General features: G+C 44.0%; 20 protein-coding genes and 1 riboswitch. Of the genes, 14 read left to right on the top strand and 6 right to left on the bottom strand.

Features of this window, described 5'->3' with window-relative positions:
• Positions 1 to 153: 153 nt before the first annotated feature.
• The 12 genes from FZC78_RS07535 (at position 154) to FZC78_RS07480 (ending at position 16,668) form a co-directional block, all read left to right on the top strand.
• Positions 154 to 1,026: a DUF6843 domain-containing protein gene (locus tag FZC78_RS07535; RefSeq protein ID WP_148939038.1), complete on the top strand. Its 873-nt coding sequence runs from the start codon at positions 154 to 156 to the stop codon at positions 1,024 to 1,026.
• Between the two features lie 268 nt (positions 1,027 to 1,294).
• Positions 1,295 to 2,578, top strand: a complete 1,284-nt coding sequence (locus tag FZC78_RS07530; RefSeq protein WP_148939037.1) for an ABC transporter substrate-binding protein — start codon at positions 1,295 to 1,297, stop codon at positions 2,576 to 2,578.
• 69 nt (positions 2,579 to 2,647) lie between these two features.
• Positions 2,648 to 3,598 (top strand): carbohydrate ABC transporter permease, encoded by a 951-nt coding sequence (locus FZC78_RS07525; RefSeq protein WP_148939036.1) that lies wholly within the window; start codon positions 2,648 to 2,650, stop codon positions 3,596 to 3,598.
• Positions 3,595 to 4,437 carry a carbohydrate ABC transporter permease gene (locus FZC78_RS07520; protein WP_148939035.1) on the top strand — a complete coding sequence of 281 codons (843 nt, stop codon included), beginning with the start codon at positions 3,595 to 3,597 and terminating at the stop codon, positions 4,435 to 4,437. The genes FZC78_RS07525 and FZC78_RS07520 overlap by 4 nt, the downstream gene beginning before the upstream one ends.
• Before the next feature lie 99 nt (positions 4,438 to 4,536).
• Entirely contained in the window at positions 4,537 to 5,556 is a 1,020-nt protein-coding gene (locus FZC78_RS07515) for a LacI family DNA-binding transcriptional regulator (RefSeq protein ID WP_148939034.1), read from the top strand.
• Between the two features lie 202 nt (positions 5,557 to 5,758).
• The gene (locus FZC78_RS07510; RefSeq protein WP_148939033.1) at positions 5,759 to 7,105 is read left to right on the top strand and encodes a GH1 family beta-glucosidase; all 1,347 of its coding nucleotides are present in this window, start codon (positions 5,759 to 5,761) and stop codon (positions 7,103 to 7,105) included.
• Positions 7,106 to 7,391: 286 nt separating this feature from the next.
• On the top strand, positions 7,392 to 8,300 hold the full coding sequence (locus tag FZC78_RS07505; RefSeq protein ID WP_148939032.1) for a nuclease-related domain-containing protein: 909 nt from the start codon (positions 7,392 to 7,394) through the stop codon (positions 8,298 to 8,300).
• Between the two features lie 1,916 nt (positions 8,301 to 10,216).
• A riboswitch (cobalamin riboswitch) is annotated at positions 10,217 to 10,421 on the top strand.
• 143 nt (positions 10,422 to 10,564) lie between these two features.
• Complete coding sequence (locus FZC78_RS07500) at positions 10,565 to 12,556, top strand: DUF4430 domain-containing protein (RefSeq protein WP_148939031.1); 1,992 nt, start codon at positions 10,565 to 10,567, stop codon at positions 12,554 to 12,556.
• Positions 12,557 to 12,625: 69 nt separating this feature from the next.
• Positions 12,626 to 13,465: a DUF4430 domain-containing protein gene (locus tag FZC78_RS07495; protein WP_148939030.1), complete on the top strand. Its 840-nt coding sequence runs from the start codon at positions 12,626 to 12,628 to the stop codon at positions 13,463 to 13,465.
• A gap of 28 nt (positions 13,466 to 13,493) precedes the next feature.
• Positions 13,494 to 14,381 (top strand): energy-coupling factor transporter transmembrane component T, encoded by an 888-nt coding sequence (locus tag FZC78_RS07490; RefSeq protein WP_148939029.1) that lies wholly within the window; start codon positions 13,494 to 13,496, stop codon positions 14,379 to 14,381.
• On the top strand, positions 14,354 to 16,003 hold the full coding sequence (locus FZC78_RS07485) for an ABC transporter ATP-binding protein (RefSeq protein ID WP_148939028.1): 1,650 nt from the start codon (positions 14,354 to 14,356) through the stop codon (positions 16,001 to 16,003). Before FZC78_RS07490 ends, FZC78_RS07485 begins: the two co-directional genes overlap by 28 nt.
• On the top strand, positions 15,979 to 16,668 hold the full coding sequence (locus tag FZC78_RS07480) for an ECF transporter S component (protein WP_148939027.1): 690 nt from the start codon (positions 15,979 to 15,981) through the stop codon (positions 16,666 to 16,668). The genes FZC78_RS07485 and FZC78_RS07480 overlap by 25 nt, the downstream gene beginning before the upstream one ends.
• Before the next feature lie 321 nt (positions 16,669 to 16,989).
• Here FZC78_RS07480 and FZC78_RS07475 read toward each other — a convergent pair whose 3' ends face one another.
• From FZC78_RS07475 to FZC78_RS07465, 3 genes are all read right to left on the bottom strand, one after another.
• Positions 16,990 to 17,130 carry a YvrJ family protein gene (locus FZC78_RS07475; RefSeq protein WP_148939026.1) on the bottom strand — a complete coding sequence of 47 codons (141 nt, stop codon included), beginning with the start codon at positions 17,128 to 17,130 and terminating at the stop codon, positions 16,990 to 16,992.
• Between the two features lie 68 nt (positions 17,131 to 17,198).
• Positions 17,199 to 17,414, bottom strand: coding sequence for a DUF2922 domain-containing protein (locus FZC78_RS07470; protein WP_148939025.1), 216 nt, complete (start codon positions 17,412 to 17,414; stop codon positions 17,199 to 17,201).
• A 38-nt stretch (positions 17,415 to 17,452) separates the two neighbouring features.
• A complete protein-coding gene (locus FZC78_RS07465; RefSeq protein WP_148939024.1) occupies positions 17,453 to 17,671 on the bottom strand; it encodes a DUF1659 domain-containing protein in 219 nt (72 codons plus the stop codon).
• A gap of 1,503 nt (positions 17,672 to 19,174) precedes the next feature.
• On the opposite strand from FZC78_RS07465, the gene FZC78_RS07460 reads away from it, so the two are divergent.
• Positions 19,175 to 20,161 carry a Gfo/Idh/MocA family protein gene (locus FZC78_RS07460; protein ID WP_148939023.1) on the top strand — a complete coding sequence of 329 codons (987 nt, stop codon included), beginning with the start codon at positions 19,175 to 19,177 and terminating at the stop codon, positions 20,159 to 20,161.
• Between the two features lie 146 nt (positions 20,162 to 20,307).
• On the opposite strand, the gene FZC78_RS07455 is transcribed toward FZC78_RS07460, so the two are convergent.
• Together FZC78_RS07455 and FZC78_RS07450 are read right to left on the bottom strand one after the other, a co-directional pair.
• Complete coding sequence (locus FZC78_RS07455; RefSeq protein ID WP_148939022.1) at positions 20,308 to 21,705, bottom strand: hypothetical protein; 1,398 nt, start codon at positions 21,703 to 21,705, stop codon at positions 20,308 to 20,310.
• Positions 21,702 to 22,259 (bottom strand): RNA polymerase sigma factor, encoded by a 558-nt coding sequence (locus tag FZC78_RS07450; RefSeq protein WP_148939021.1) that lies wholly within the window; start codon positions 22,257 to 22,259, stop codon positions 21,702 to 21,704. Before FZC78_RS07450 ends, FZC78_RS07455 begins: the two co-directional genes overlap by 4 nt.
• Positions 22,260 to 23,200: 941 nt before the next feature.
• Between FZC78_RS07450 and FZC78_RS07445 the strand changes: the two genes are divergently transcribed.
• Positions 23,201 to 24,118, top strand: coding sequence for a DNA helicase (locus FZC78_RS07445; protein WP_148939020.1), 918 nt, complete (start codon positions 23,201 to 23,203; stop codon positions 24,116 to 24,118).
• Positions 24,119 to 24,295: 177 nt separating this feature from the next.
• Here the strand turns inward: FZC78_RS07445 and FZC78_RS07440 are convergent, their stop codons facing one another.
• The gene (locus tag FZC78_RS07440) at positions 24,296 to 24,538 is read right to left on the bottom strand and encodes a hypothetical protein (RefSeq protein WP_148939019.1); all 243 of its coding nucleotides are present in this window, start codon (positions 24,536 to 24,538) and stop codon (positions 24,296 to 24,298) included.
• Positions 24,539 to 24,581: the final 43 nt, after the last annotated feature.

The raw sequence follows: 24,581 nt of genomic DNA, 5'->3' as shown, positions 1-24,581 counted from the left end.
AGCGACATGCCTCTCTATTTTCTATGTGTTAAATGGGAGTGGGACGAGGGACCTGTCCCTCCGTCCAAGGGGAGGAGTATTTTTATAAAGAAATCAAAAGTGTTATAATTATATGTGAAATAATTCACATATCTAATTCAAGGGGATATCAGTATGTTTGAAAAATTAAAGCCGGCCACATATTCCAGTTTGATTATATTTAGTTTCTTCTTTATTCCGGGTCTCTTGGAAGAGGGGGGCATTTGGTTCTCATTTATTGTTTTACTATATGCAATGGCAGGGAATTTTTTGTATGGCATTCCCGTATCGCTTATCTCGGATTTTCTTACGAAAAGGCTTGATAAGGGAAGGTTTTTTGTGGCAGCAGGAGTACATATTTTACTAGGGTTTGCCACGGTTTTTGTCATTGAGGGCTTTGCTTTATTTGCAGTGATATGCGCTGCTTTGTTTTTTGGTCTGGATGAGTGGCAGAAGAACAGAGGTCAGGCAGGTAAGCAAAGGCGGGGACTGCTAATAAAGGGAGGGGCAGTCCTTGGCTTTGTTGTCCTGGCCCTTATAGGAATGAATGTGCATGGGGAGCTGACGGAAGAAGAAACCAATACCATTTATCTTATTCCGGAAGGCTTCGAGGGCTCGATTGCGGTCTATTATAATGTGCCGGGTAAACCGCCTCTTAAAACAGAAGGTGAGTTTGCAGTTGTGCCGATTAATATAGAAATCCTGCCTTCTTTAGAGGGAACGAACATGGAGAAGTATGGAGTCTATCAAACTTCCACCGAAGCCAGTTCTGGAACGGTCACCGATCGCTTTTATTACGAAGATGAATTTGGAAATAGAACAGAAGTTGACCGCTACTGTATCCATAACAGTGGTGGGGGTGCCAGTTATGAGAGTGGAAGTGAACCGCTGCAGTATAACACCTTTCAAGTGACAAACAGCCAATGCGGCGAGGAGTTCTACCTTGATGGAAGGGACCTTTATGATATCCAGACCAGCGAAATAGATAAATATTGGTCGGGGTGGTAGGCAGGACAGGGGGAAGGTTCTCTTGGTGCATGAAGAAATGGCAGCAAGACCCGCCCCCCCTGGCGGCCAAGGGCTGTCCTTTTGCACCAAGAAGGAAAGCGGTTTCTTTTTTTTATAAAAAACTATTGCTATTTGGAATAAATAAGGATATAATCCAGTTAGAAAGCGTTTCCAAATGTCTTTCGGATATATTTTTTTATCTGTTTAGGAAACCGGTTTCCTAAATTGGTTTACAATTTTGAGGAACGAATAAAAGGGGGAGTTTCACATGAGAAACATGAAAAAACTAATGGGGATTGGTATGTCATCAATGCTTGCACTTTCACTTGCTGCGTGCAACGGGAATGACGAGGCAGGTAGTGATGGCGGGGAGAAAGTTACGCTCGATTTCTGGGCCTTCGGAGCAACAAACTATGAAGAACTAGTAGAAGAATATGAAGCGGAAAATCCAAATGTAGATATTAAATTCAGGACAACTGAAACTGAGGAACACCACAATGGGTTATTCACAGCTCTAGCTGCAGGTAACGGAGCTCCTGATATTGCAGCTCTTGAAGTTGATCAATTAGATAAGTTTAAAGAAGCACAGGATCGTTTCGAAAACCTTTATGATCTTGGAGCTAAAGATGTTCAGGATCAGTACCTGGAATGGAAATGGAATACAGGGGAAGACCAATCAGGTGATTTCTTGTATGGACTGCCAACAGATATCGGACCGAAAGCATTGTACTACCGTGTAGATCTGTTCGAGGAAGCTGGACTGCCTACAGACCCAGAAGAAGTATCAGCACTAATAAATTCTCCTGAAGCCTTTAAGGAAGCAGGAATTAAATTAAAAGAGGCTACTGGAAAACCTTTTGTGGATAGTATGGAAATGGCGTATCGTGCTTACATTGATGCTTCACCTGAAACTTACTTGAATCCTGAAGGAGAACTACTTATAGAAGAAAGCGGAAATGCTGCAAAGAAAGCATATGACTATGCTGTCGAATTATATGAGGCAGGAATTGTGGGCAAGTTGGATATGTGGACACCTGAATGGGCAAATGGTGTGAATACTGGCGAGTTTGCTGCTGAATTGGGTGCAGGTTGGTTAAAAGGCTGGATGGAAGGCAATGCACCTGACGCTGTAGGGAAATGGAGAGTAGCGACTTTGCCGACTGAATTTGCAGCGAACTGGGGAGGTTCCTACATTTCAATCCCAAGTGAGACAGATCACCCTCAGGAAGCATATGACTTTGTAGAATGGCTGGTATCTCCTGAGAATCAGTTGAAGTCTTTCCAAAGTAAAGGATTATTCCCGTCTGCTACATCTGTATATGACATGGAAGAATTTAAAACCAATGAGGACGAATTCTTTGGCGGGCAAGTAACATCTACTGTTTTTGCTCAAGCAGCTCAGGATATTGAGGGCTCTGTATTTAAAGGAGTTAAGTATTTCCCAGTACAACAGGAGATTATGAATGCGCTTGATAACGTCCGGAATGGCGGCGATCCTGAAGAGGAATGGCAAGCAGCAGTGAAGCGTGCTAAAGATTTAATGAGCAGATAATGGAGTGAATGTGGGTATGGCGGCCTATTTGGCATCCATACCCTACTACATAAGCGGGAGTGGGGGAATATGGACACTTTAAACGGCAAGGCACAAAACATCAAGGATAAGAAATACTTATCTGAAGCGAAGAAAGATATGATCTCTGGCTATCTATATATAGCTCCTTTCTTTATTATATTTGGCATTATAGGGCTGTACCCTGCGGTTTTCAGTATTTATTTGGCCTTCCAAAAATGGAATGGATTAAGTCCAATGACTTTTGCCGGTTTGGATAATTTTAAAATTGTCTTGACCGATCCTCTTTTCTGGAAGTCAGTCTATAACACGATTGTTATTGGATTGATGGGGACAGCACCTCAAATAATAGTAGGAATTATTTTGGCGTTTTTATTAAATTTGACGTTTCTTCGATTCAAAGCTTTTTTCAGAATAACGATTTTTATGCCATATATAACCTCTATGGTCGCAGTAGCCCTGATTTTTAGTGTGCTATTCAGTAACCATGAATCCTCGCTGGCTAACTATGTATTGGGGGTATTTGGTTTTGACCCTGTTAACTGGTCATCATCCGAGTGGGGTACAAAAATCGCAATTTCCATAATGGTCTTTTGGAGATGGATAGGCTATAACACAATTATTTATTTGGCAGGAATCCAAAGCATTTCCAACGACTTATATGAAGCCGCTACCATAGATGGAGCGAATAAGATGCAGCAGCTGATTTATATAACGATGCCGCTCTTGAAGCCATTTATCATTCTGACCGTGTTTTTCTCGACTGTAGGTGCACTGCAGCTCTTCTCTGAACCGACGGTCTTTCTCGGAGCGGGGGCATTTGCAAGAGATGAAGCATTGACTATCGTGATGTATTTATATCGTGATGCCTTTACGCTGCAATCATTTGGTACAGCTTCAGCAACTGCCGTTATTCTGTTGTTTATCATCATTATTTTTGCTGCCATAAACACCATGCTTACTTCGGGATATGGCAGGAAGAAGAAGGGAGTCAGAGGATGAAAAAAGATGTGAGAAAGAAAAAGTTTACCTTTAGCAATATAGTAATCTATACATTTTTGTCACTGGCTTCTCTCTTTTCCTTGTTTCCGTTTTACTGGATGTTTGTTATGGCTACATCACCAAGTTCAGCTTACAATTCGATTCCGCCGACCATCACACCAGGCAGCATGCTGGTCAGCAATTTTCAAAAGGTACTCGCTCAGATCGATTTCTTCCATGCCATTTGGAATTCGTTCGTTATTTGTACTGTCGTTACGCTGGTTGTACTGATTATTAGTTCGCTCGCGGGATTTGCGTTCGCTAAGTTTAAATTTCCGGGTAAAAATATTCTATTTTATGCCATCCTGCTGACGATGATCATACCTCCGCAGCTGGGTTTGATCCCGCAGTACTTTCTAATCTCGAAAGCGGGTTTGTTAGATACATTGGCTGGTGTCATGGTGGTGTTCTTCTTAAATCCGCTGGGGATCTTCCTGATGAGGCAATATGTCAGTGAATCTGTACCGGACGAATTGATAGAAGCGGCCAAGCTTGATGGATGCTCAAACTTTAGAATTTACCGAAGCATCGTGCTGCCGATTATTCTTCCGGCATTTGCCACGCTCGGGATCATTGTTTTTACTGCTATATGGGGAGAGTTTTTATGGCAGTTTACCGTTTTAAGAGATCCAGAGAATTACACGATTCAAGTTGCGTTGGCTAACTTGAGCAATACATTCAATATAGACTTTGGAATGATCTTATCCGGAGTGTTCTGGGCAACTGTACCATTGCTGGTGGTTTTCTTGTTCTTCAACAGACTTTTCATATCGAGTATCACAGAAGGTTCAGTTAAATGATTAGATTTCCCTGAATTGTGATGACGCAATTGATTCATCTACCTTTTATTAGTAACCTAAAGGGAGTGAATCCTACCAAATGGCGATTGAGGGATGAAAATGAATTTAACCATAAAAGATATAGCGCTGCTGGCAGGAGTCTCTCCAGGCACCGTATCAAAAATTATAAATAATACCGGCAGCATAAGTGAAGCAACCAAGAAGAAGGTATTGAAAATAATTGCCGAAACGGGTTATCAGCCTAACTTTTCTGCAAAGTCACTAGCTACCAAAAAGTCAAATCTTATTGGTGTTATCTATGCTGGACGAATTAATGTCGAATTCACCCACCCTTTTTTCATGGAGGTCGTAACATCATTCAAAAAAACGATTGGTTTATTAGGGTATGACATATTAATGTTCTCCAATGAACATTTTCACCAAGACAATGGAAGCTACTTAGCAAGATGCCGCCACTTCCATGTAGATGGATGTTTGATCATCACGGGAGAAGAGATAGAGGATGCCATCTATGAGTTGGTGGAAAGCGATATCCCTTGTATAGGCATTGACCTTGAGATAAAGGGTCCGCGGTCCAGCTATGTGATGACCGATAACATCAATCTCTCCAGAAAAGTGGTGGAGCACCTGTACTTAAATTCCATCAGGGAAATTGGGTTTATAGGCGGTAATCAAGATTCAGCGATAAACAAGCTGAGAGAGCAGGGATTCCTGACCGCTATGAATCAATTTGGACTTGATGTGAAAGAAAAATGGATACAATATGGAGATTTTCATGAAGAGAGCGGGTTTTCTGCAATGAAGAAAATATTGCAGGAAACTCACCTTCCGCAGGCTGTTTATGCAGCTTCAGACATGATGGCATTCGGAGCGATGAGGGCTATGAAGGAAGCTGGACTCAGAATGCCGGAAGATATCCGTTTAATTGGGTGTGATGATATCGATGCCTGCCGCTATAGTGATCCAAAGCTTTCGACGGTCAGGCAGGATAAAGAAAAGCTTGGCAAGCTGGCTGCGCATATGCTGAATGATTTAATCAATAGTGAATGTGAATTGAAGCCGGTTTTTATTGATTCCGAATTAATTGTCAGGGAATCTTGCGGAGGGAAATCCATTTGAAAATAATAGAATTTCTTTTAGAAAAATAGAGGTTTTTTGCACTAGTGTAATTTTGCAGCCTTGATTGGGACAAAAGGAGCAAATCCCTTTGGGACTGCAGGCCAGGTGAACGTTGGAGTAATAACACCTGCAGCTGCTCTTTAAATAGAATATAAGTACACAAATTCGTGTTGGCATAACAACAAGATAGGGAGGCACTTAAATGGCTATTATTGAATTTCCAAAAGATATGAAATGGGGAGCTGCAACGGCGGCTTATCAAATTGAGGGAGCTGCGTTTGAAGGCGGAAGAGGTCTTTCGATTTGGGATACATTTTCCCATACGCCTGGGAACGTCGTAAATGGAGATAACGGTGATGTCGCTTGTGACAGCTATCACCGCTATGAGGAAGACATAGAATTAATGAAAGAACTGGGTATAGACACATACCGCTTTTCAGTATCCTGGCCGCGGATATTTCCTGAGGGAACAGGCGAAGTTAATCAAGAAGGTGTTCAATATTATCATAATTTCATAGATTCACTGCTGTCAAACGGAATTGAACCGATGTGTACACTGTATCACTGGGATCTGCCGCAGGCTCTTCAAGATAAGGGCGGCTGGGAAAACAGAGAAACGGTGGAGGCGTTTGCTGATTATGCAGCATTCATGTTCAAGGAATTCAGCGGAAAAATCAAAAATTGGCTGACCATCAATGAACCTTGGTGTGTATCATTCCTATCCAATTTCATTGGAGTGCATGCCCCTGGATATCAGGACCTTCAGTTGGCAACCACCATTTCTCATCACTTAATGCTGGCACATGGGAAAGCGGTTTCCCGATTCAGAGAATCTGGAGTAGAGGGCGGAATCGGTTATGCTCCTAATACTGAATGGAATGAACCTTTCAGTGACAAACAGGAAGACATCGATGCCTCTAACAGAGCTACCGGATGGTTTATCGAATGGTTCTTCGATCCAATTTTCAAGGGAAGCTACCCTGAGTTTATGCTGGAATGGTTCAAGCAAAAAGGCGTTACCCTTAAGATCGAAGAGGGAGATATGGAAACAATCAATCAGAAAATCGACTTCCTTGGCATCAACTACTATACCGGAAGTGTCGCAAGGTATAAGAAGGATCACGAACTATTTGATGTAGAAAAAGTAGATATCGGTTATGAAAAAACGGATATAGGCTGGAACATCTATCCTGAAGGATTCTACAAAGTTCTATGCAAGATAAAAGATCAGTATGGCGATGTTCCGATTTATATCACAGAAAATGGAGCTTGCTATAATGATGGAGTTGAAGACGGCCGCGTCAAGGATACTAGAAGAATCCAGTATCTGAAACAACACCTGACATCCCTGCAGCGCAGCATTGAGTCGGGAGTGAATATCAAAGGGTACTTAACATGGTCTCTTCTTGACAACTTTGAGTGGGCAGAAGGCTATGATAAACGCTTTGGATTAATCCACATTGACTTTCATACATTAAAGAGAACGAAAAAAGACAGCTATTACTGGTATAAGCAGACTGTGAATAATGGCTGGTTTGATATGAAGTAGGAACAGTGACACCCCACGCCTTTTCGAAGGTTTTGGGGTGTTTTTTGTTTTTAGGGACCAGGGACAAGTTTTTTCTCCCATTTACTCAGTGAAAGCCTGTTCACCAAAGATTGTAATTAACTTCCTCTTATTCTGCTGATGTACCAATTTATTCAAGACTGAGGAGGCAGTTTTGTTTCGTTAGTGTAAATTCATTCTTTTTGGTGAATAAACGCAAAGTTATAGAGAAAATAAGTAGACTCTGACAAGGAATATGGGTAAAATTGGCTTAAAAGGAGTGATGTATTTGTTAATCAAAGATCGAGAACCATCTCAAGAATTATTGATGCTAAGAGGGTTGAAACCAAGGCTGCACTTTACGAATGAGGAGAAGAATTACCTCGATTACAAGGAAAAAGGATTCGAAGGAGAACTCGCCTTTGATAAGCTGACCGAACCTCTCAGAGAAAAAATGGCATTCTTAAATGATGTAACATTGAAGCAAAATAATAACGAGTATCAAATTGACTCCATGGCCATCGCCTCGAATAAGCTTCATATTTTTGAAGTCAAAAACTTTGAGGGCGATTACATTATAAAAGAAAACAAGTGGTTCTCCCCCAACAATATCATAGTGAAAAATCCACTCCTGCAAGTTCAACGAACAGATGCGCTGCTGACTCAATTACTCCGCGAAAAAGGCTTCCGCCATACCGTAGAATCCCACCTCATTTTCATCAATCCAGAATTTCACCTATACGACATCCCGTCAGGCCTTCCCATTGTATATCCCGCCCAGCTTAACCGCTTTATAGAAAAGCTGAATAACGAACCTGTAAAAATTACCCCTTCCGACATGAAGCTGGCACAGACCCTTCTTTCGCTCCATATCAATGAATCGACTTATTCCAACCTCCCGCACTACGACTATCAAACCCTTCAAAAGGGCATTGCCTGTCCCGGATGCCTCAAGTTTTACAGCCCGCCAATATACACTTCCTTTTATTGTGAATCCTGCCAGCTGCAAGAAAGTACGGAGCAAGCTGTTTTGAGAAGTATGGAAGAGTTTCGATTGCTGTTTCCTTCTGAAAAATTAACAACTAATAGACTGTTTGATTGGTGTGGGATTTTTAAAGACAAGCGAACGATTCGAAAGGTTTTAAAGGGTAATTGCCAGCAGCAGGGGCATGGGGTGAGTTCTTATTTTTTTAGGTAGTTTGGAGGAGAGGTTCGTTGAAAATGGTGTTACTGAAAGATGAAGGGGATTCGCTCCGGGTTGGTGGGTGCATGAGTTGTGGTTTTTTGGTGGAGACGTGTATCCAAGAGAGCGTCGGGTGGGTACATGAGTTGGTGGATTTGAGAGGAGATATGTATCCAAGAGGGTGAGGTGGGTACATGAGTTGTGGTTTTTGTGCTGAGATGTGTATCTAGGAGCGTCGGGTGGGTACATGAGTTGATAGATTTGAGAGGAAACGTGTATCCAAGAGCGTCGGGTGGATACTGAGTTGATAGATTTGGGAGGAGATGTGTATCCAAGAGGGTGAGGTGGGTACATGAGTTGATAGATTTGAGAGGAGATATGTATCCAGGGGCGTCGGGTGGATACATGAGTTGATAGATTTGAGGGGAGATGTGTATACAGAAGCGTCGGGTGGATACATGAGTTGATAGATTTGAGGGGAGATGTGTATCCAGGAGCGCGGTGTGGGTACATGAGTTGAGGTTTTTTGGTAGAGATGTGTATCCGGGAGCGTGGTGTGGGTACATGAGTTGATAGATTTGAGGGGAGATGTGTATCCAGGAACGTTGGGTGGATACATGAGTTGGTGGATTTGGGCGGAGACGTGTATCCAAGAGCGTCGGGTGGATACATGAGTTGTTAGATTTGAGGGGAGGTATGTATCCAGAAGCGCGGTGTGGGTACATGAGTTGTGGTTTTTTGGTGGAGATATGTATCCAGAAGCGCCGGGTGGATACATGAGTAGGTGGATTTAGGCTAAGATATGTATCCAGAAGCGTCGGGTGGGTACATGAGTAGGTGGATTTAGGCTAAGATGTGTATCCAAGAGCGTTGGGTGGATACATGAGTTGTGGTTTTGCTGTAGAGACGTGTATCCAGGATCGTTGGGTGGATACATGAGTAGGTGGATTTGAGAGGAGACGTGTACCCAGGAGCGTGGTGTGGGTACATGAGTAGGTGGATTTAGGCGAAGATGTGTATCCAAGAGCGTCGGGTGGGTACATGAGTTGATAGATTTGAGGGGAGATATGTATCCAGGGGCGTCGTGTGGATACATGAGTTGATAGATTTGAGGGGAGATGTGTATCCGGGAGCGTGGGGTGGGTACATGAGTTGGTGGATTTAGGCTAAGATGTGTATCTAAGAGCGTCGGGTGGGTACATGAGTTGATAGATTTGAGAGGAAACGTGTATCCAAGAGCGTCGGGTGGATACATGAGTTGATAGATTTGGGAGGAGATATGTATCCAGGGGCGTCGGGTGGATACATGAGTTGATAGATTTGAGGGGAGATGTGTATCCAGGAGCGCGGTGTGGGTACATGAGTTGAGGTTTTTTGGTAGAGATGTGTATCCGGGAGCGTGGTGTGGGTACATGAGTTGATAGATTTTGGTGGAGGCGTGTACCCAGGAGCGCGGTGTGGGTACATAAGTTGTTGTTTTTTAGTGAAGATATGTATCCAAAAGCGTCTGGTGGGTACATGAGTTGGTGGATTTAGGCTAAGATGTGTATCCAAGAGCGTCGGGTGGATACATGAGTTGATAGATTTGAAGGGAGATATGTATCCAAGAGCGTCGGGTGGATACATGAGTTGTTAGATTTGAGGGGAGGTATGTATCCAGAAGCGCGGTGTGGGTACATGAGTTGTGGTTTTTTGGTGGAGATATGTATCCAGAAGCGCCGGGTGGATACATGAGTTGGTAGATTTGGGAGGAGACGTGTATCCAGAAGCGACGGCTGGGTACATGAGTTGCAAGTTTTGAGGGGAGACGTGTATCCAGGAGAGGTGACTAGACGAGACACGGTGATAATAAACTGCACCCTCTCTCCCAATCCTCCGTTCGCCCGTCCCGCTATTGACAATTTCTGCAACTTTCACTATGCTAGAGATAACTGAATACGGAAAGAATAGGTTTGATTTGCTGTAGATTATGAATCTATGGAAGTGAATCATTAAAAGGGAAGTCCGGTGAAATTCCGGCGCGGTCCCGCCACTGTATATGGGAGTTTTCTATTAAAATACCACTGTCTAAAGATGGGAAGGTGATAGAAAGCGATGATCATGAGCCAGGAGACCTGCCTATTTTTGACGCCATTCGACCTACGCGGATAGGGAGGTGTACAACGGTTCTGGCATTATGCTGTCTTGTGCATAATGAGTTGGAACCTGCTGTGTACACACACTCTTGGAGAAGGGGTGTATTTTTTTTGCGTAAATATGATATAAGGGGAGAATTTTCGATGAACAAGGGAATTATGCAGCGTTGGACGGTTCTGTTTGCTGTTCTGATGCTGATCATGGGCAATTTGGCGTTTGTTCAGCCTGCTGCTAATGCGGCTGCACTTGATAACGCCGTGACGATTAAAGCAATTGATGAAAATGGTGAGGTTGTTTTACCATTGACAGCCGTAGAGATAGAAGAAGGGGAAACGGCTTATGATGTCTTGCAGGAAGCCGGTGAAAAGAATGATGCAGAAATTGAAGCAACCATGGGTGAGTATGGGGCTTTTATTACAGGCATTGGAGGGGCTTCTCCAACGGGAGATGCTTACTGGTCTTTCAATATTAATGGAATAGGTGCAGAGGTCGGTGCTTCTACCCATAAGGCTGCCAACGGGGACCATTACCTGTTTGCTATTACAGAATGGCCAAGTCCTTCTGTAACGGCCAAAGTTTCAGTCATCGGAAAAGATGGAGCTGAAATGATTTCTGAAGAATCAGTGGAACTGATGGAAGGAGCCAGTGCATACGGTGCCTTAATTCAGGCGGCTTCCAAGCATGATCTATCTGTACAAGCTACAGTGGATAACACCTTTTTTACGTATATCAATAATATCGAAAATACAGAGTTGGGCGCCAATGATTATTGGAGTGTAGGTGTAAATGGCAGTGATTTAAACAGCAGTATCGTAGATTATACAATCCAGCCGGATGATCACGTGCAATTGACACTTCACACCTATGAACCGCCGTCTGAGCCAGATCCTGAGGAGCCGGGTGAACCGGAAGAGCCTGCAGATCCGGAACCAACTGAACCAGTGGAAGAAGCGGATCCGATAACAGATCAAGTCATCAACGAAAATATCGCAAATATTTTATCATATATTAAAACGACTAATGTTTCTGTCACTTACGGAAACGAATGGTGGGTTTGGGGACTGGCGAATGCTAATGAAGAAATCCCATCTTCATATGTAACAAGTGTGAAAGAAAGAGTGAAATCGGTAGAAGGAAACTTCCGAAATATTTATGATTTGGAAAAAGTAATCATGGGACTATCGGCGGCAGGCCAGGATGCATCCTCTGTCGAAGGATATGATTTGGTAGAGGCATTAGTCAGCCATGCCAGCTTAGATAATCCAATAATCAACATGAATATCTATGCACTGCTGGCAGTTGACAGCGGGCAATACGAAACACCAGAAGGCTTCAGGGAGGAACAAGTGGAAGGAATCCTGGATCTTGAACTGGATGGCGGCGGCTGGAGCTTCGTCGGTTCGGCTCCGAGCCCTGATATTACGGGAATGGCATTGGCTGCATTAGCTCCTTACAAGGAACAGGCTGAAGTAAAGGCAGCAATGGATCGTGCGGTTACGTATCTTTCTGAAGCTCAGGGAGAGACTGGCGGATATAACATCGAGTCAAATGGAGGAGATGCCAGCGAATCCATCTCACAGGCAATAATAGGTCTTGCTTCTGCAGGAGTGGATCCTAGCGGGGAAGCCTTCACTAAAGAGGGTGGAAATCTTCTTCAGCACTTAATGAAGTTCAAGCAGGCTGATGGCGGCTTCAGTCATTTGCAAGATGATGAGGCTTCCAGTTCCATGTCGACTCAGCAAGCGTTATTGGCTTTGGCAGCGTACCAAAACTTCGTGAACGGAAGCGGACTGGTTTACCAGTTTGATCTGGAAAGCGGTGAAACTCCTGAAGATCCAGAGCAGCCTGAAACGGAGCAGCCGGGTGAAGCTGAGCCAGAACAGCCTGAAACAGGACAGCCAAATGAATCTGATCCAGAGCAGACTGAACAGCCAAGTGATCAGGATGATAACGATGAAGTTCAAAAGCCAAATGATGATGAATCTGCAGCAAAAACAACACCAGTTAAGAAAACAGAAGGAAAGAAACTGCCTGAAACAGGAACAAACACGATGGCGATTATGATCGCTGGTCTTGGGTTGCTGTTGATCGGCTTCATTCTTTTCTATCTTAACCGTAAAAGAAAAACGGCATAATTGATAATTGGGTAATTTATCCTTATGGATGAATTACCCTCATTCATTGTAAGGAGAGGAGGATGAAGAGTGAAACGATTAATTATTGCAGCGCTGATGCTGCTCCTTTTGGTACTGGCCGGATGTGCGAAAGACGAGGTCGGGGCACCAGGTGAGAATGCCAGCGGTCAACAGTCTGAAGAAACAGCAGAAAAAGAAGCTTTCGATGACCCAATAGCTGAAAAGGAAGAAACCGACACAGAGAAAGAAGCCTCAATTGACGATGGTGAGAATGACAGTAAGGCAACAGAGGAAGCTTCCGAGAAGGAAAGCAGCAACGAATCCGTTCAAGAGAATTCAACCACCACCAATACACCTGCCAAACCGGAACCTTCCGAACAATCGGCTGAAAAAAAGCAGGCTGAACCAGCACGATCAGAAAGCAGCGAGGCAAAGAATCCTAAGGAAGAAACGTCCTCTTCCAGCTCTCAAAAGAAAGAAGAGGAAAAGCCTGTTAAGCAGGAAGAAAAAACTTCTCCGCCAAAGCAGGAGGAAAAAACACCCCCGCCAAAACAGGAACCTCCAAAACAACCTGAGAAACCAAAACAAACCGTCACGATCACCATTGCTGCTCCGGATGTAAAAGGGACGATCCTTCCTGTGACAGCAGTTGAGATATCCGAAGGTGATACGGTTCTGTCTGTCACACAGAAGATTACCAAAGCAAAAGGCATTCAACTGAGTGTCAGCGGATCAAATGCGACTGCTTATGTTGAAGGAATTGATAACTTATTTGAAATGGACCAGGGGCCGCTGAGCGGATGGGAAGTGTCCGTCGATGGAAAAAAATTAGACAGAAGTACCGGCATATACGGAGTGACGCCGGGACAGGCTATCAAGTGGCATTATACGAAAAATTATACAGAATAGCTAAATCAGAGGATTGAGTTGAGTCAAAATGATACGGGGATTTCGATCGTTTCATCCTGTTATCCTGCTTCTATACTATATCCTGGCAATAGCGGGAATCATGCTAAATCAGCATCCGGTATTCCTGGCAGCATCCGCCTTGATGATCATCCTCATCAATTGGATGCTTGACGGGGGCAGGGAATTGAAAAAATGGGTGATTCCAATTGTTTTTATGGGTGTGCTTACTTTGCTGCTGACACCCTTTTTTAATCGGCGCGGCAATCATATTTTATTTTATTTTTTTGAAAATCAAGTATTTCTGGAGGCTGTATGGCAGGGCGTGATCATTGCCTTGACCCTTGTCGGGATCCTCACCCTGTTCATTACCTTTAATTTAGTCATCACACCCGATAAATTCGTGTTTCTATTCTCGAGGATCCTGCCGCAGTGGGCGCTCCTGATCATGTTGTCCATGAGGTTCGTTCCGCTGCTGAGGAAAAGGCTCAATGAAATCAGTGATGTACAAGGAGTAAAGGGGATGTCCGTTAAGAGCGGATCATGGAAAAGCAGGGCCCGGGCAGGAATGCTGCTTCTGCAAATTCTTCTGACATGGTCGCTGGAAGAGTCGATACAAACGGCGGATTCCATGACAGCGAGGGGCTATGGGATTGGAAAGCGCAGTAAATACCAGCCGTTTTATATGAAAAAAAGGGACTGGATGGCCCTTGCCTTTCTTCTGGTAAGCGGTTCGCTCGTCCTGTTTGGCTGGTGGCTGGGTGATGGGGTAATGACATTGCTGCCGGTCCTTGAACCAGTGCGGTTATACGGCAGAGAATGGTTTTATTTAGCGATTTGGTCGCTGTTAATTGGGTTTCCAGTCTGGACGGAAGGAAAGGAGATGGTCAAATGGAAATACTTTCGGCACATCGTGTAAGTTTCACGTATCCCGAAGCTGAGGAAAAAGCATTAAACAACATCAGCATAAGTGTGCAGCAAGGGGAATTTGTCGTCCTTTGCGGTCCTTCCGGAAGCGGTAAATCGACCTTGCTTCGCCTGTTTAAACCGGAAATTGCCCCGCATGGGAAACTAGAGGGCTCCCTCTCCTTTCAAAAAAGACCGATGGAAGATCTCGATTTGCGGATGAAAGCCAAGGATCTGGGAATGGTATTTCAGGATCCGGAGAACCAAATTGCCATGGACAATGTGTTGGAAGAACTAATTTTTGGTATGGAGAATTTGGGATTCACAACAGAGCAAATGCGGAAAAAAGTTGCTGAGATGGTGAATTTCTTCGGGTTGAATCATCTTTTGCACAAACGGACGGATGAGCTTTCAGGTGGTCAAAAACAATTGGTCAACTTAGCTGCAGTTCTGCTGCTCGAGCCCAAGGTTTTGCTGTTGGATGAACCGACTGCCCAGCTTGACCCCATTGCCGCAAAAGAGTTCATTCATATGCTGCAGCGCTTGAATGAAGAGTTCGGCATCACGATTGTCATCGTGGAGCATCGTCTGGATGAGCTGTTTACCGTCGCAAACAGAGTCATCATGCTTGAAAATGGAGAATTGCTGCATGACATGGCACCCGCAGGAATTGTGCAGGCTCTTCGAAACCATGAAATTATGAAGAGTTTCTTGCCAAGCACCGCGCTATTATATCTTGATTTTCATACGGGCGGACTTACAGAAAATGTTCCTCTTAATGTAAAAGAAACGAGACAGTGGCTGCAAGGCCAGACTATTCAGTGCCGCGAACCCGCTGGGGAAACGTCTGTGTTTGGCTCTCCCATCCTTGAACTGAATGAAATTGATTTCCAGTATGATAAACATACTGCGCCCGTGCTTCATAACTTGAATCTTACTATTTATGAAGGAGAATGGCTCGCCATCGTCGGAGCGAACGGCACCGGGAAATCCACCCTGCTGAAGGTGATCGGCGGCATTCTGAAAGCACAGCACGGCCGGATGAAGTTCAACGGAAAAAAGGTGAAAAAACGCTTCCCGGAAAGAGTGAGCTATCTTCCGCAAAATCCAAAGGTGTTTTTTATTCAGGATACAATTAAAAAGGAATTTAACCACATAGCGGAGGAGCATGGCCTGGCCCATGCTGAAGAGCGGATTCAGGAACTCCTGGAAAAGTTAAATATCCGGCATCTGCAGGACCGCCATCCGTATGACCTGAGCGGAGGGGAATTACAGAAGGCAGCTTTAATTGGCAGCCTGCTGGCGGAGCCGAAAATCTTGCTGATCGATGAGCCGACCAAAGGACTTGACCCTCAATCCAAAAAAGCATTCGGAGAAATCATCTCCGTTCTGGTAAAAGAAGGACTTACTGTCGTGATGGTCACTCATGACATCGAATTTGCCGCAAACCATGCAACCAGATGCAGCATGCTCTTCCAAGGAGAGATTACCGTAACGGAGAGAACGAGAGATTTTTTCCACGAAAATACCTATTATACGACCGTCGTGAATAGGGTGACACGAAACAGCCATGTGAGCCCAGTAGTGACTTTAGAGGAGGCGAAGAGCCTATGGCACGTTCAAAGCCGATCTTGATTGGCATTGCCATTCTGATTTTCGTCCTTCTCGCTGGTTTTCCGTTGCTTAACCAGCAGCATTACCTGGCATTAAGTCTATTGATCATGGCGGCTTCCTTTCTCCCGCTTATGATCCGTTTCTCTGCGAGGCAGGTGATGAGCAGAGAACTGGTCGTGATAGCCATACTCGCCGCAATCGCCGCTGTCAGCCGCGTCCCTTTTGCATCCATTCCTAGTGTGCAGCCTACAACCTTTGTCATCATCATGGCAGCCATGGTACTCGGGCCCCAAAGCGGATTCGTCGTCGGCACGCTGGCGGCCATCGTTTCCAATCTGTTTCTTGGACATGGACCGTGGACGCCTTGGCAGATGTATGCTTGGGGCATGATTGGCCTCACTGCAGGACTTCTCGGAAACACCAGATTCATGCAGAATAAAATAGGGCGCTGTATCTTTGGGTTCGTTGCTGGAATTGGATTCGGGTGGATCATGAATCTGTGGTTCGTTGTCGGTGTCATCCAGGAATTCAACTGGCCGGCAATACTCTTATACTACAGCACCAGCTTTTATTTTGACCTTGCCCATGCTGTCTGCAATGTCTTCTTCATCTGGGTGTTCAGTGCCAGCTGGATGAAGATCATCGGCCGGTTTAAGGTGAAGTATGGGTTGTTTCAGGGGACGTAGGGACAGGTTTCTTGGCATGGCAATGGTGCCCGAAAAGAGACTGGAAAAGGCTGCGCCCAAGAAAGTGACACGTTTTACAGGGATAACGGTAATGACCAAAGAGAATGAAAAAGCACTTAAGTTGATAAGATCCTTTAAGGGGATGTTTGGCTGAGAGCCTTATTTTACGATATTTACATCGATAAATGTTTGTGTTAATACTTCTAGAAAATAAAGCAGGACTTCATGAGGAAAATCATGTTGGAAGAGTTGTGGGGTAATTAAGTCATTTCAAAAGAGCGCTTATTTGATTAAGACCAATCCAATAAGCGCTCTTTTTCATTATTGATTCTTCATCTCTTGCGGCAGTGTTCTGATCGAATCAATGACCGCTTCAAGCTTTGTTTCAATTCTATGAAGCAGATACATGGTCACGACAATCGGAAAGCCTACCTCTGAAATGAAGGAAATCGCTTGTTCCAACGTAATCACCCCCTTTTTTCAAAAAATAAGGTGCCCATTAGCATTAGCCGCCGGGCACCTTTTCATCATTACACTTCGTATTCCGTGACATTGCGCTCGATGACACGAGCTCCCTCGGCAGTAACAAGAGGGCCGCTGCTACTCTGAATGACATTTGTGGCGATAAGAGTGTCCATTACCTGTTTCACCTGATCAGTATCCACTGGCTCAATAGGTGCATCGATGGATACACGAGCCGTTTTGCCAAGCTGGGTAATGAATTGCAATTCCAATGCTTTAGCCATTTTTATTTCACCTCCTTTCTATTAAGTCTCAATGCTGCTTACGCGTTGATGTCGTAGCTGTCATTCTTCTCTACCAGCCATAGCGGCCTGGAGCTGAGCCCCGCCAATGCTTGGGCCGCCTGAAGAATTTCGTCTGGTGTGGAAGCGTAGTTGATGTTGCCGTACGTTCTGCTTGAGAGTTTCGGCTTGCCTTTCTCGTCCACTCCATTGTCAAAGATCATTTTCAGTTTGATTGTTCTCAAATCTGCAGTTGCCATTTTGTCTCACCTCCTTTCACCTTCTATGTAGAGGGGAGGGAGGGAAAAGGACACCTGAAATTCGGTTTTTATTTTTGAAGCAGGAAAACCGGGTTGGGTGGCAAGGGTGTTTTTTGATAGGGTTTGGGCTGGGTGCATGAGTGGAGATTTATAGACGTAGATTGTGCCTAGGAGTGGATGTGGGTACATGAGTTGATAGATTTGAGGAGAGATGTGTATCCAAGGGCGTGGTGTGGATACATGAGTTGGTTGGTGGATTTGGGAGGAGACGTGTATCCAAGAGCGAGGTGTGGATACATGAGTTGATAGATTTGAGGGGAGATGTGTACCCAGGAACGTGGTGTGGATACATGAGTTGGTGGATTTAGGAGGAGATGTGTATCCAGGAGCGAGGTGTGGATACATGAGTGGGTAGATTTGAGGAGAGATGTGTATCCAGAAGCGAGGTGTGGATACATGAGTTGATAGATTTGAGGGGAGATGTGTACCCAGGGACGTAGTGTGGGTACATGAGTGGAGGTTTTTAGGTAGAGATGTGTATCCAGAAGCGAGGTGTGGATACATGAGTTGGTAGATTTGAGGGGGGATGTGTATCCAGAAGCGTCATGTGGATACATGAGTTGGTGGATTTAGGAGGAGATGTGTATCCAGAAGCGAGGTGTGGATACATGAGTAGAGGTTTTTAGGAGGAGATATGTACCCAAGGGCGTGGTGTGGATACATGAGTTGGTGGATTTAGGAGGAGATGTGTATCCAGAAGCGAGGTGTGGATACATGAGTGGAGGTTTTTAGGTAGAGATATGTATCCAGGGGCGTAATATGGATACATGAGTTGATAGATTTGAGGGGAGATGTGTATCCAGAAGCGAGGTGTGGATACATGAGTGGAGGTTTTTAGGTAGAGATGTGTATCCAGAGGCGTAATGTGGATACATGAGTTGATAGATTTGAGGGGAGATGTGTACCCAGGGACGTAGTGTGGATACATGAGTAGAGGTTTTTAGGAGGAGATATGTACCCAAGGGCGTGGTGTGGATACATGAGTTGGTGGATTTAGGAGGAGATGTGTATCCAGAAGCGAGGTGTGGATACATGAGTTGATAGATTTGAGGGGAGATGTGTACCCAGGGACGTAGTGTGGGTACATGAGTGGAGGTTTTTAGGTAGAGATGTGTATCCAGAAGCGAGGTGTGGATACATGAGTAAAGGTTTTTAGGAGGAGATATGTACCCAAGGGCGTGGTGTGAGTACATGAGTTGAGGTTTTAGGTAGAGATATGTATTCAGAAGATGCGGCTGGATACATAAGTTGCTAAATATGGCCTGAAGGTGTACCCGGAAGCGCGGTGGAGCGCTCAAGCACAGATTCATTCCATCACCTTTTTATGGAGGGGGCAAAGGACACCTGTTCCTTCATCCCGTGTTATACTCAACCTGTAGAGGAAATTACCGGGCAGCCTGGTGAATATAAAGCAACTAAAATACTAAAGGAGCGGATGGAGCGATGAACGAGAAAATGATTAAATGGGGAATTATGGGAACAGGAGGCATTGCAGGTGTGTTTGCGAAAGACCTAGCATTTGCTGAAAATACAGAACGGACGGCTGTCGGTTCGCGGTCATTAGAGAGTGCGAAGAAGTTTGCTGAAGAATACGGGGTTTCCCGTGCCTACGGCAGTTACGAGGAACTATTGCAGGATTCGGAAGTAGATGCGGTTTATATTGCTACGCCGCACCCTTTTCATAAAGAGAATGCCCTGGCATGTCTTCGTGCGGGGAAGGCTGTGTTGTGCGAGAAGCCGTTTACCGTAAACAGTGGAGAACTGGAGGAGATCATTGAGTTTGCGCGAGATCAAAAGCTTTTCTTAATGGAGGCAATGTGGACTCGTTTTCTTCCTTCGATTGTGAAGGTGAGAGAATGGATAGCGAATGGGGAGATCGGCGAGGTCCTGTTAATGAAAGCGGATTTAGGATTCCGTGCCCCTTGGGATCCCCAGTGGAGGCTGCTTAATCCGGATCTTGGAGGAGGAGCGCTGCTGGATGTAGGCATTTATCCTGTATCGTTTGCCTCCATGATTATGGGGACAAACCCTGAGAAAATCCTGAGTACGGCTCATATTGGTGAAACAGGTGTGGACGAACAGTTTTCGATTATTCTGTCCTATGCTTCTGGAAAAACCGCGGCATTGAATGGGGCGTTAAGAGTGGAGTTAGGCAAGGATGCTTCGATTCATGGAACGAAAGGGTCTATTAGCATTCCTTCTTTCCTAAGTGCAAAATCAGCCATCTTATATAAGGACGGCAAGGAAGCAGAGACCTTCACGGATGACCGGGAGTCGAAGGGCTATGCGTTTGAAATAGAAGAGGTAGGAAGATGCCTGAGACAAGGGCTGACAGAAAGTCCGGTAATGCCGCTGGATGAATCGTTGGAAATCATGAAACTGATGGATGATATTCGCGGGCAGTGGGGGTTGAAATATCCGTTTGAATAGGGGACAGGACAGAGGGAATAAATAACTTATGCCGGCATTTTATTGATTAAGGGCTGGTCTTCATACGAAAAAAACATGTCACTAGGACATGTTTTTTTCAGTGTTTAAAGGATAGGGATGAAGGAGCCTTTCCCACCGTTCCTCATTCAATACTCCCCATAGGCTTTACTTTCCCAAACAATTTCCGAACCTTCCAATCTCCCATATAAAAACTCTGTTTCGGGAAGCTCGACCCTAATTGTAAAATCATACTGTCCCTCGGCCCAAACGGTTGTATTTTTCTGTTGGAATGGTTCAGAAGCGTTTGCAGCCGCAGTAATTTCCTCAATGAATTTCTCTCCTGCTTCCTGGCCTTCTATGGATGAAACGCCTTCCTGCATTCTCATCACAAAGGAAAGGTGGCCGTCTTCACCAGAAAAAAACATATCTTGAATCTTGTTATTGTTCGTCAGTACTTTCTCTTCTGATTGAGCAAAAAGGGTTTCGGTGAACTTTGCCCGTTCATGGTGAGCTTCGACTTCCTTTCTATCTGTATAGTGCTCTGGGATGGATTTATCAATAGTCAAGTCAGGCAGCTCGTCATTATTCCTTAATTCTTTCAGCTTGAATGTGGAGACAAAGTTTTCTCCATCGAACTTCTTCTTCTCCAGTATCACTCCCGAATCATATTGAACTTTAATACGTCCTCTTTCGAATAAGAATACTTGAGGATCTGTTTTATTTAGTTCGATTAAAACCCAGTTTTCTTTAAGATTCTGTTCAATTACTGTCCAGGAATATCCGTTAAATTCCATATCGTGCAAGTGGTACAGGGGTCTTCCTGTGTACAATGGGCGATCTCTTTTCCATTCTTCAGCTGTCTCTGAGGATGATGATTGGTGTTCAAAGGTTTTGTTTTGGTGATCAAGGAAAATATATTCATTATTAGTGGAGATATATGAATGGTCCACTACCACCCTCCCATTCTCAATATGGGTTTGATTGCTCTTTACAATAAAACTTTTCTCATCGAATTTTGCTGTAATTTCTACTTCAGATGTATCACGGGAATTTGAGCTTTCATATTTCAAATGCAGTTTTTGAATTTCCTCTCGCTGTTCATTATATAATCCTTTAAAATACGCTTTCCATTCTTCTTCCGTTTTTTCTACATGGTCAGTCTCTGTCTGGCCAGTCTCTGTCTTGTCATTTTCTGATAATGAAACATCAGGCTTGTGAGGAGTCAAGGGGAAATCCGGATCAGCTATATACTCATGGCGGGTATCCTCTATTTGGTCATTATCTGTTTCTTCTTCCTGATCAGGAGGAGAAGCAGGAGCCTTATCCGTACCAGAAGCTAAGATATAGGACAATGCGACAATAGAGAATAGAATTGCTGCAACTCCAGATAAGCCATAATAGTGATATTTTTCTTTCTTCGGTGCTTTCGAGACTTCAGTGGCTCTTTTGATTATTTCCTCTTGCTGTGATTTGAATTGATATTTGGAAAATACATCTTGGTTTAACGAACTTCTAATTTCTTGTTGCTCATCCCTGTTCTTCATGATAACCGGCCTCCTTCTCTCAGGTCTTTAAGGTTTGTACGTCCACGGGCAAGCCTTGTCCTGACCGTGGATGAATTCACGCCTAATAACTGGCTTATTTCTTCTGTGGATAAGTCTTCATAGTAATACAGAACCAGGACTTCACGGTATTTGACAGGAAGGGTCAGCAAGGCCTCACCTATAGAATGACTTTCTTCATTTTGAAGGAGAATGGTTTCAGGTGTATCCCGGTCCTGCTTTGGACTGCTCTGTACGAGATGTTCCCACCATTTTGTTCTTCTATTGGTTTTCCTGAGATAATCTTTACATTCATTGGCCGTGATGCTGAACAGCCAAGTTTTCAATTTCGAACGATGGTCAAAAGACAACATATTTTTGTAAACTTTAATAAATACTTCTTGAGATATATCCTCAGCGACGGACCAATCCTTCACATACGTGTAGGCAAATTGGACAACAGCTTTTTCATTGGATTGGATTATTTGCTCGAAATACTCTATCCCAACTTCTCCGTGCTCACTTTCGATAAACTCTTTATTCAGTTTTACCTCCATCTCATAACCCCTTATTTTCTATTTTTGATTCTTAGACGTTAGAAGAATGACTTTTGTCTCAATTGGGTTTCTTTTTTTACAGAAAGAATTTCAAAAGCTCTTAGGTACCTTCCTTTTCAAAGAGAAAGCCCAATCCTTGTAAAATATAACCACTCATAAATCACCTTAGCAGAAGTTCTAAATATTAATAGGTTTTTTGTGAAAAAAATGGAGTGATATATTTGGAGGCCGCTGAAAAATCCAACAATTAGTTTAAAGGCAGAATCGCTCACTTCCAAGAGCGATTCTGCCTTTTTCATAAAATTTTATGAAAGAGTGCTGTTTTTTTGTTAAGGAGGCCCGCTCCGCTTGGTTGGGTGAATAATGTAATGGGCTTTAGAGAGAAAAAATCGTCCAGTCATTCCCTTAATTAGTTACTCAGCCGTAAATAAGGGAACTTTTTTCCCTTATCTGCAATTTCAAGCTTATTACGGGGAGAATAGAGGAACTTTTTTCCGTTATATGATAAAAAGTACAATTTTTCTAGCGTATTAAGCTAATTAAGGGAAATTTATTCCCCTATTTTAGCTTTTCTTAGAGTTTTCTAAGAAATAAGGGAATCTCTTTCCTCTATTTACTATCCAAAACACTGAACTACATAGTTAAGCACCACCGGTCAGTGGCTTTAATTAGCACCCTTCTATCTTTCCAGCGGTGGCAGGCAAATAAAAAATAGCAAAGGATTCTAATGCTGATGCAGGATAGAGAGCAAGAAAAAACCTTTCTTCCTCTTTAAGGAAGGATAGTTGACTTTATCTTAGGTTAAAGCAAGTAACCTATAAAATTCGGTAGATTTTCAGTGCTCTCTATATTTGCACCCAACTTTTTTAAAAATTTGGTGTCCATTTCAGCTCATTGCTTCTACATAGTAGGTGAGTACAAAACATAGGAGGTAAGTGGATATGACGAATGGAAGTGTTTTTGTGGAGCAGAAGGTTGTGGAAAGAATTTGGTGTGAGCCATTGACGCTGCGGCTCTATCTGCTGATTGCGGCAAGAGCTGTAGAAAAAGGCCCTGTTTGGAAAAATGAAGTGAAAGTGGAGAGCGGGCAGTATCTGCGATCGTATTCATTGCTCACGGAGGACTTATTTTATGTCGCCAACGGCAATATAAAGGTGCCATCTTCGGGTACAATCAAGCGCAGTATTGACCGCCTTGTAAATTTAAAGTTTATTAAAACAGAGGAAACGAAGTATGGCACCTTGTTCACGATTTTACAGGACGAACGTGATGAATTTTTTTTCCGAGAAAACGACAGAACGGCCTCCAATCAGCTGGAGGAATATGGGGAAACCACTGCGGCAGAACAAGAAGAACTTAAGAAAGATAGAAAAGAAAAAAAAGAAAAAGAGATCAAAGATCAAGAGTCGATGGAAGACTCCCTGGAACTAAACAGTCCATTGCAGGACAAAATCCAGGAAGTCACGAATGCGTTTTTAAAGCTGCGGCAATCCGGTTCATCGATTTCCCAGAAACAAATCAGAGGCATTAAAAGAGTTTGCCATCTTGATGTGGAGAGTTCTGAGCTCATCGTCTGGATGAAGGAGATTCTGGATCAGTACCACCAAAAGAACCCCGGTAAGAAAATCCATTCGTTTTTATATTTTGAAAAAGCGATCCTGACCAGGTCCAGGGGAAAAGTTGGTGTACCGGAGGAGACGCGATCCAGCGCTAACAGGGACCAGCTTGATAAGTCGGACGAATTTTTGAAAAAGCTTGAGAAATGGAAGCAGGAAGGGGAGAAGCATCTTGCCAGCAAGAAGAGTATGGCGAGACCTTTGTTTCTTGGCATTGCTGGACCAGTGTCGCCACAAGGCTGAATGGTGCTGCTGAGGGACGGTTCTTGTGATGTTTCTTGAAGGTCTTGAACGAGGGTGATTTCCTGCGGGTTTACAGCCTGAGTCTAAAAGCTGCTGTTTGCTCATCTTCTATTTGCTTACAATAAATCCCCCGGCATAAACCATACGCCGGGGAATTCAAGAGGGTACCCGATTTTGTTAAGGGCGTTCCAGCACTTTGGCGAGCATCCGGTGGACGACTTCATGGTCACGAAGGTCATGAAGCTTGTAGTCTTCGCCAGGCAATGTGTACCATTCATCAGCATCAACATACGTTATGGCGAGTGTGAGCATGCCGTTGTCATCACAGGTGGTTCTCAGTTCGAGTTCTCCGCTGATCACGCCAACTTCAGAGGTCATGACTCCGTGGGTTGCGGTAAAGATGGTCGACTTCTTATCCAAAGAATTGCCTCCTCCTGTCTTAAAAATGATTAGGTGTGAATGG

Source organism: Rossellomorea vietnamensis (assembly GCF_008180415.1).
Classification (GTDB): domain Bacteria; phylum Bacillota; class Bacilli; order Bacillales; family Bacillaceae_B; genus Rossellomorea; species Rossellomorea vietnamensis_C.
The sequence above is the reverse complement of the archived record's forward strand: the minus strand, read 5'-3'. Positions and strand labels throughout refer to the sequence as shown.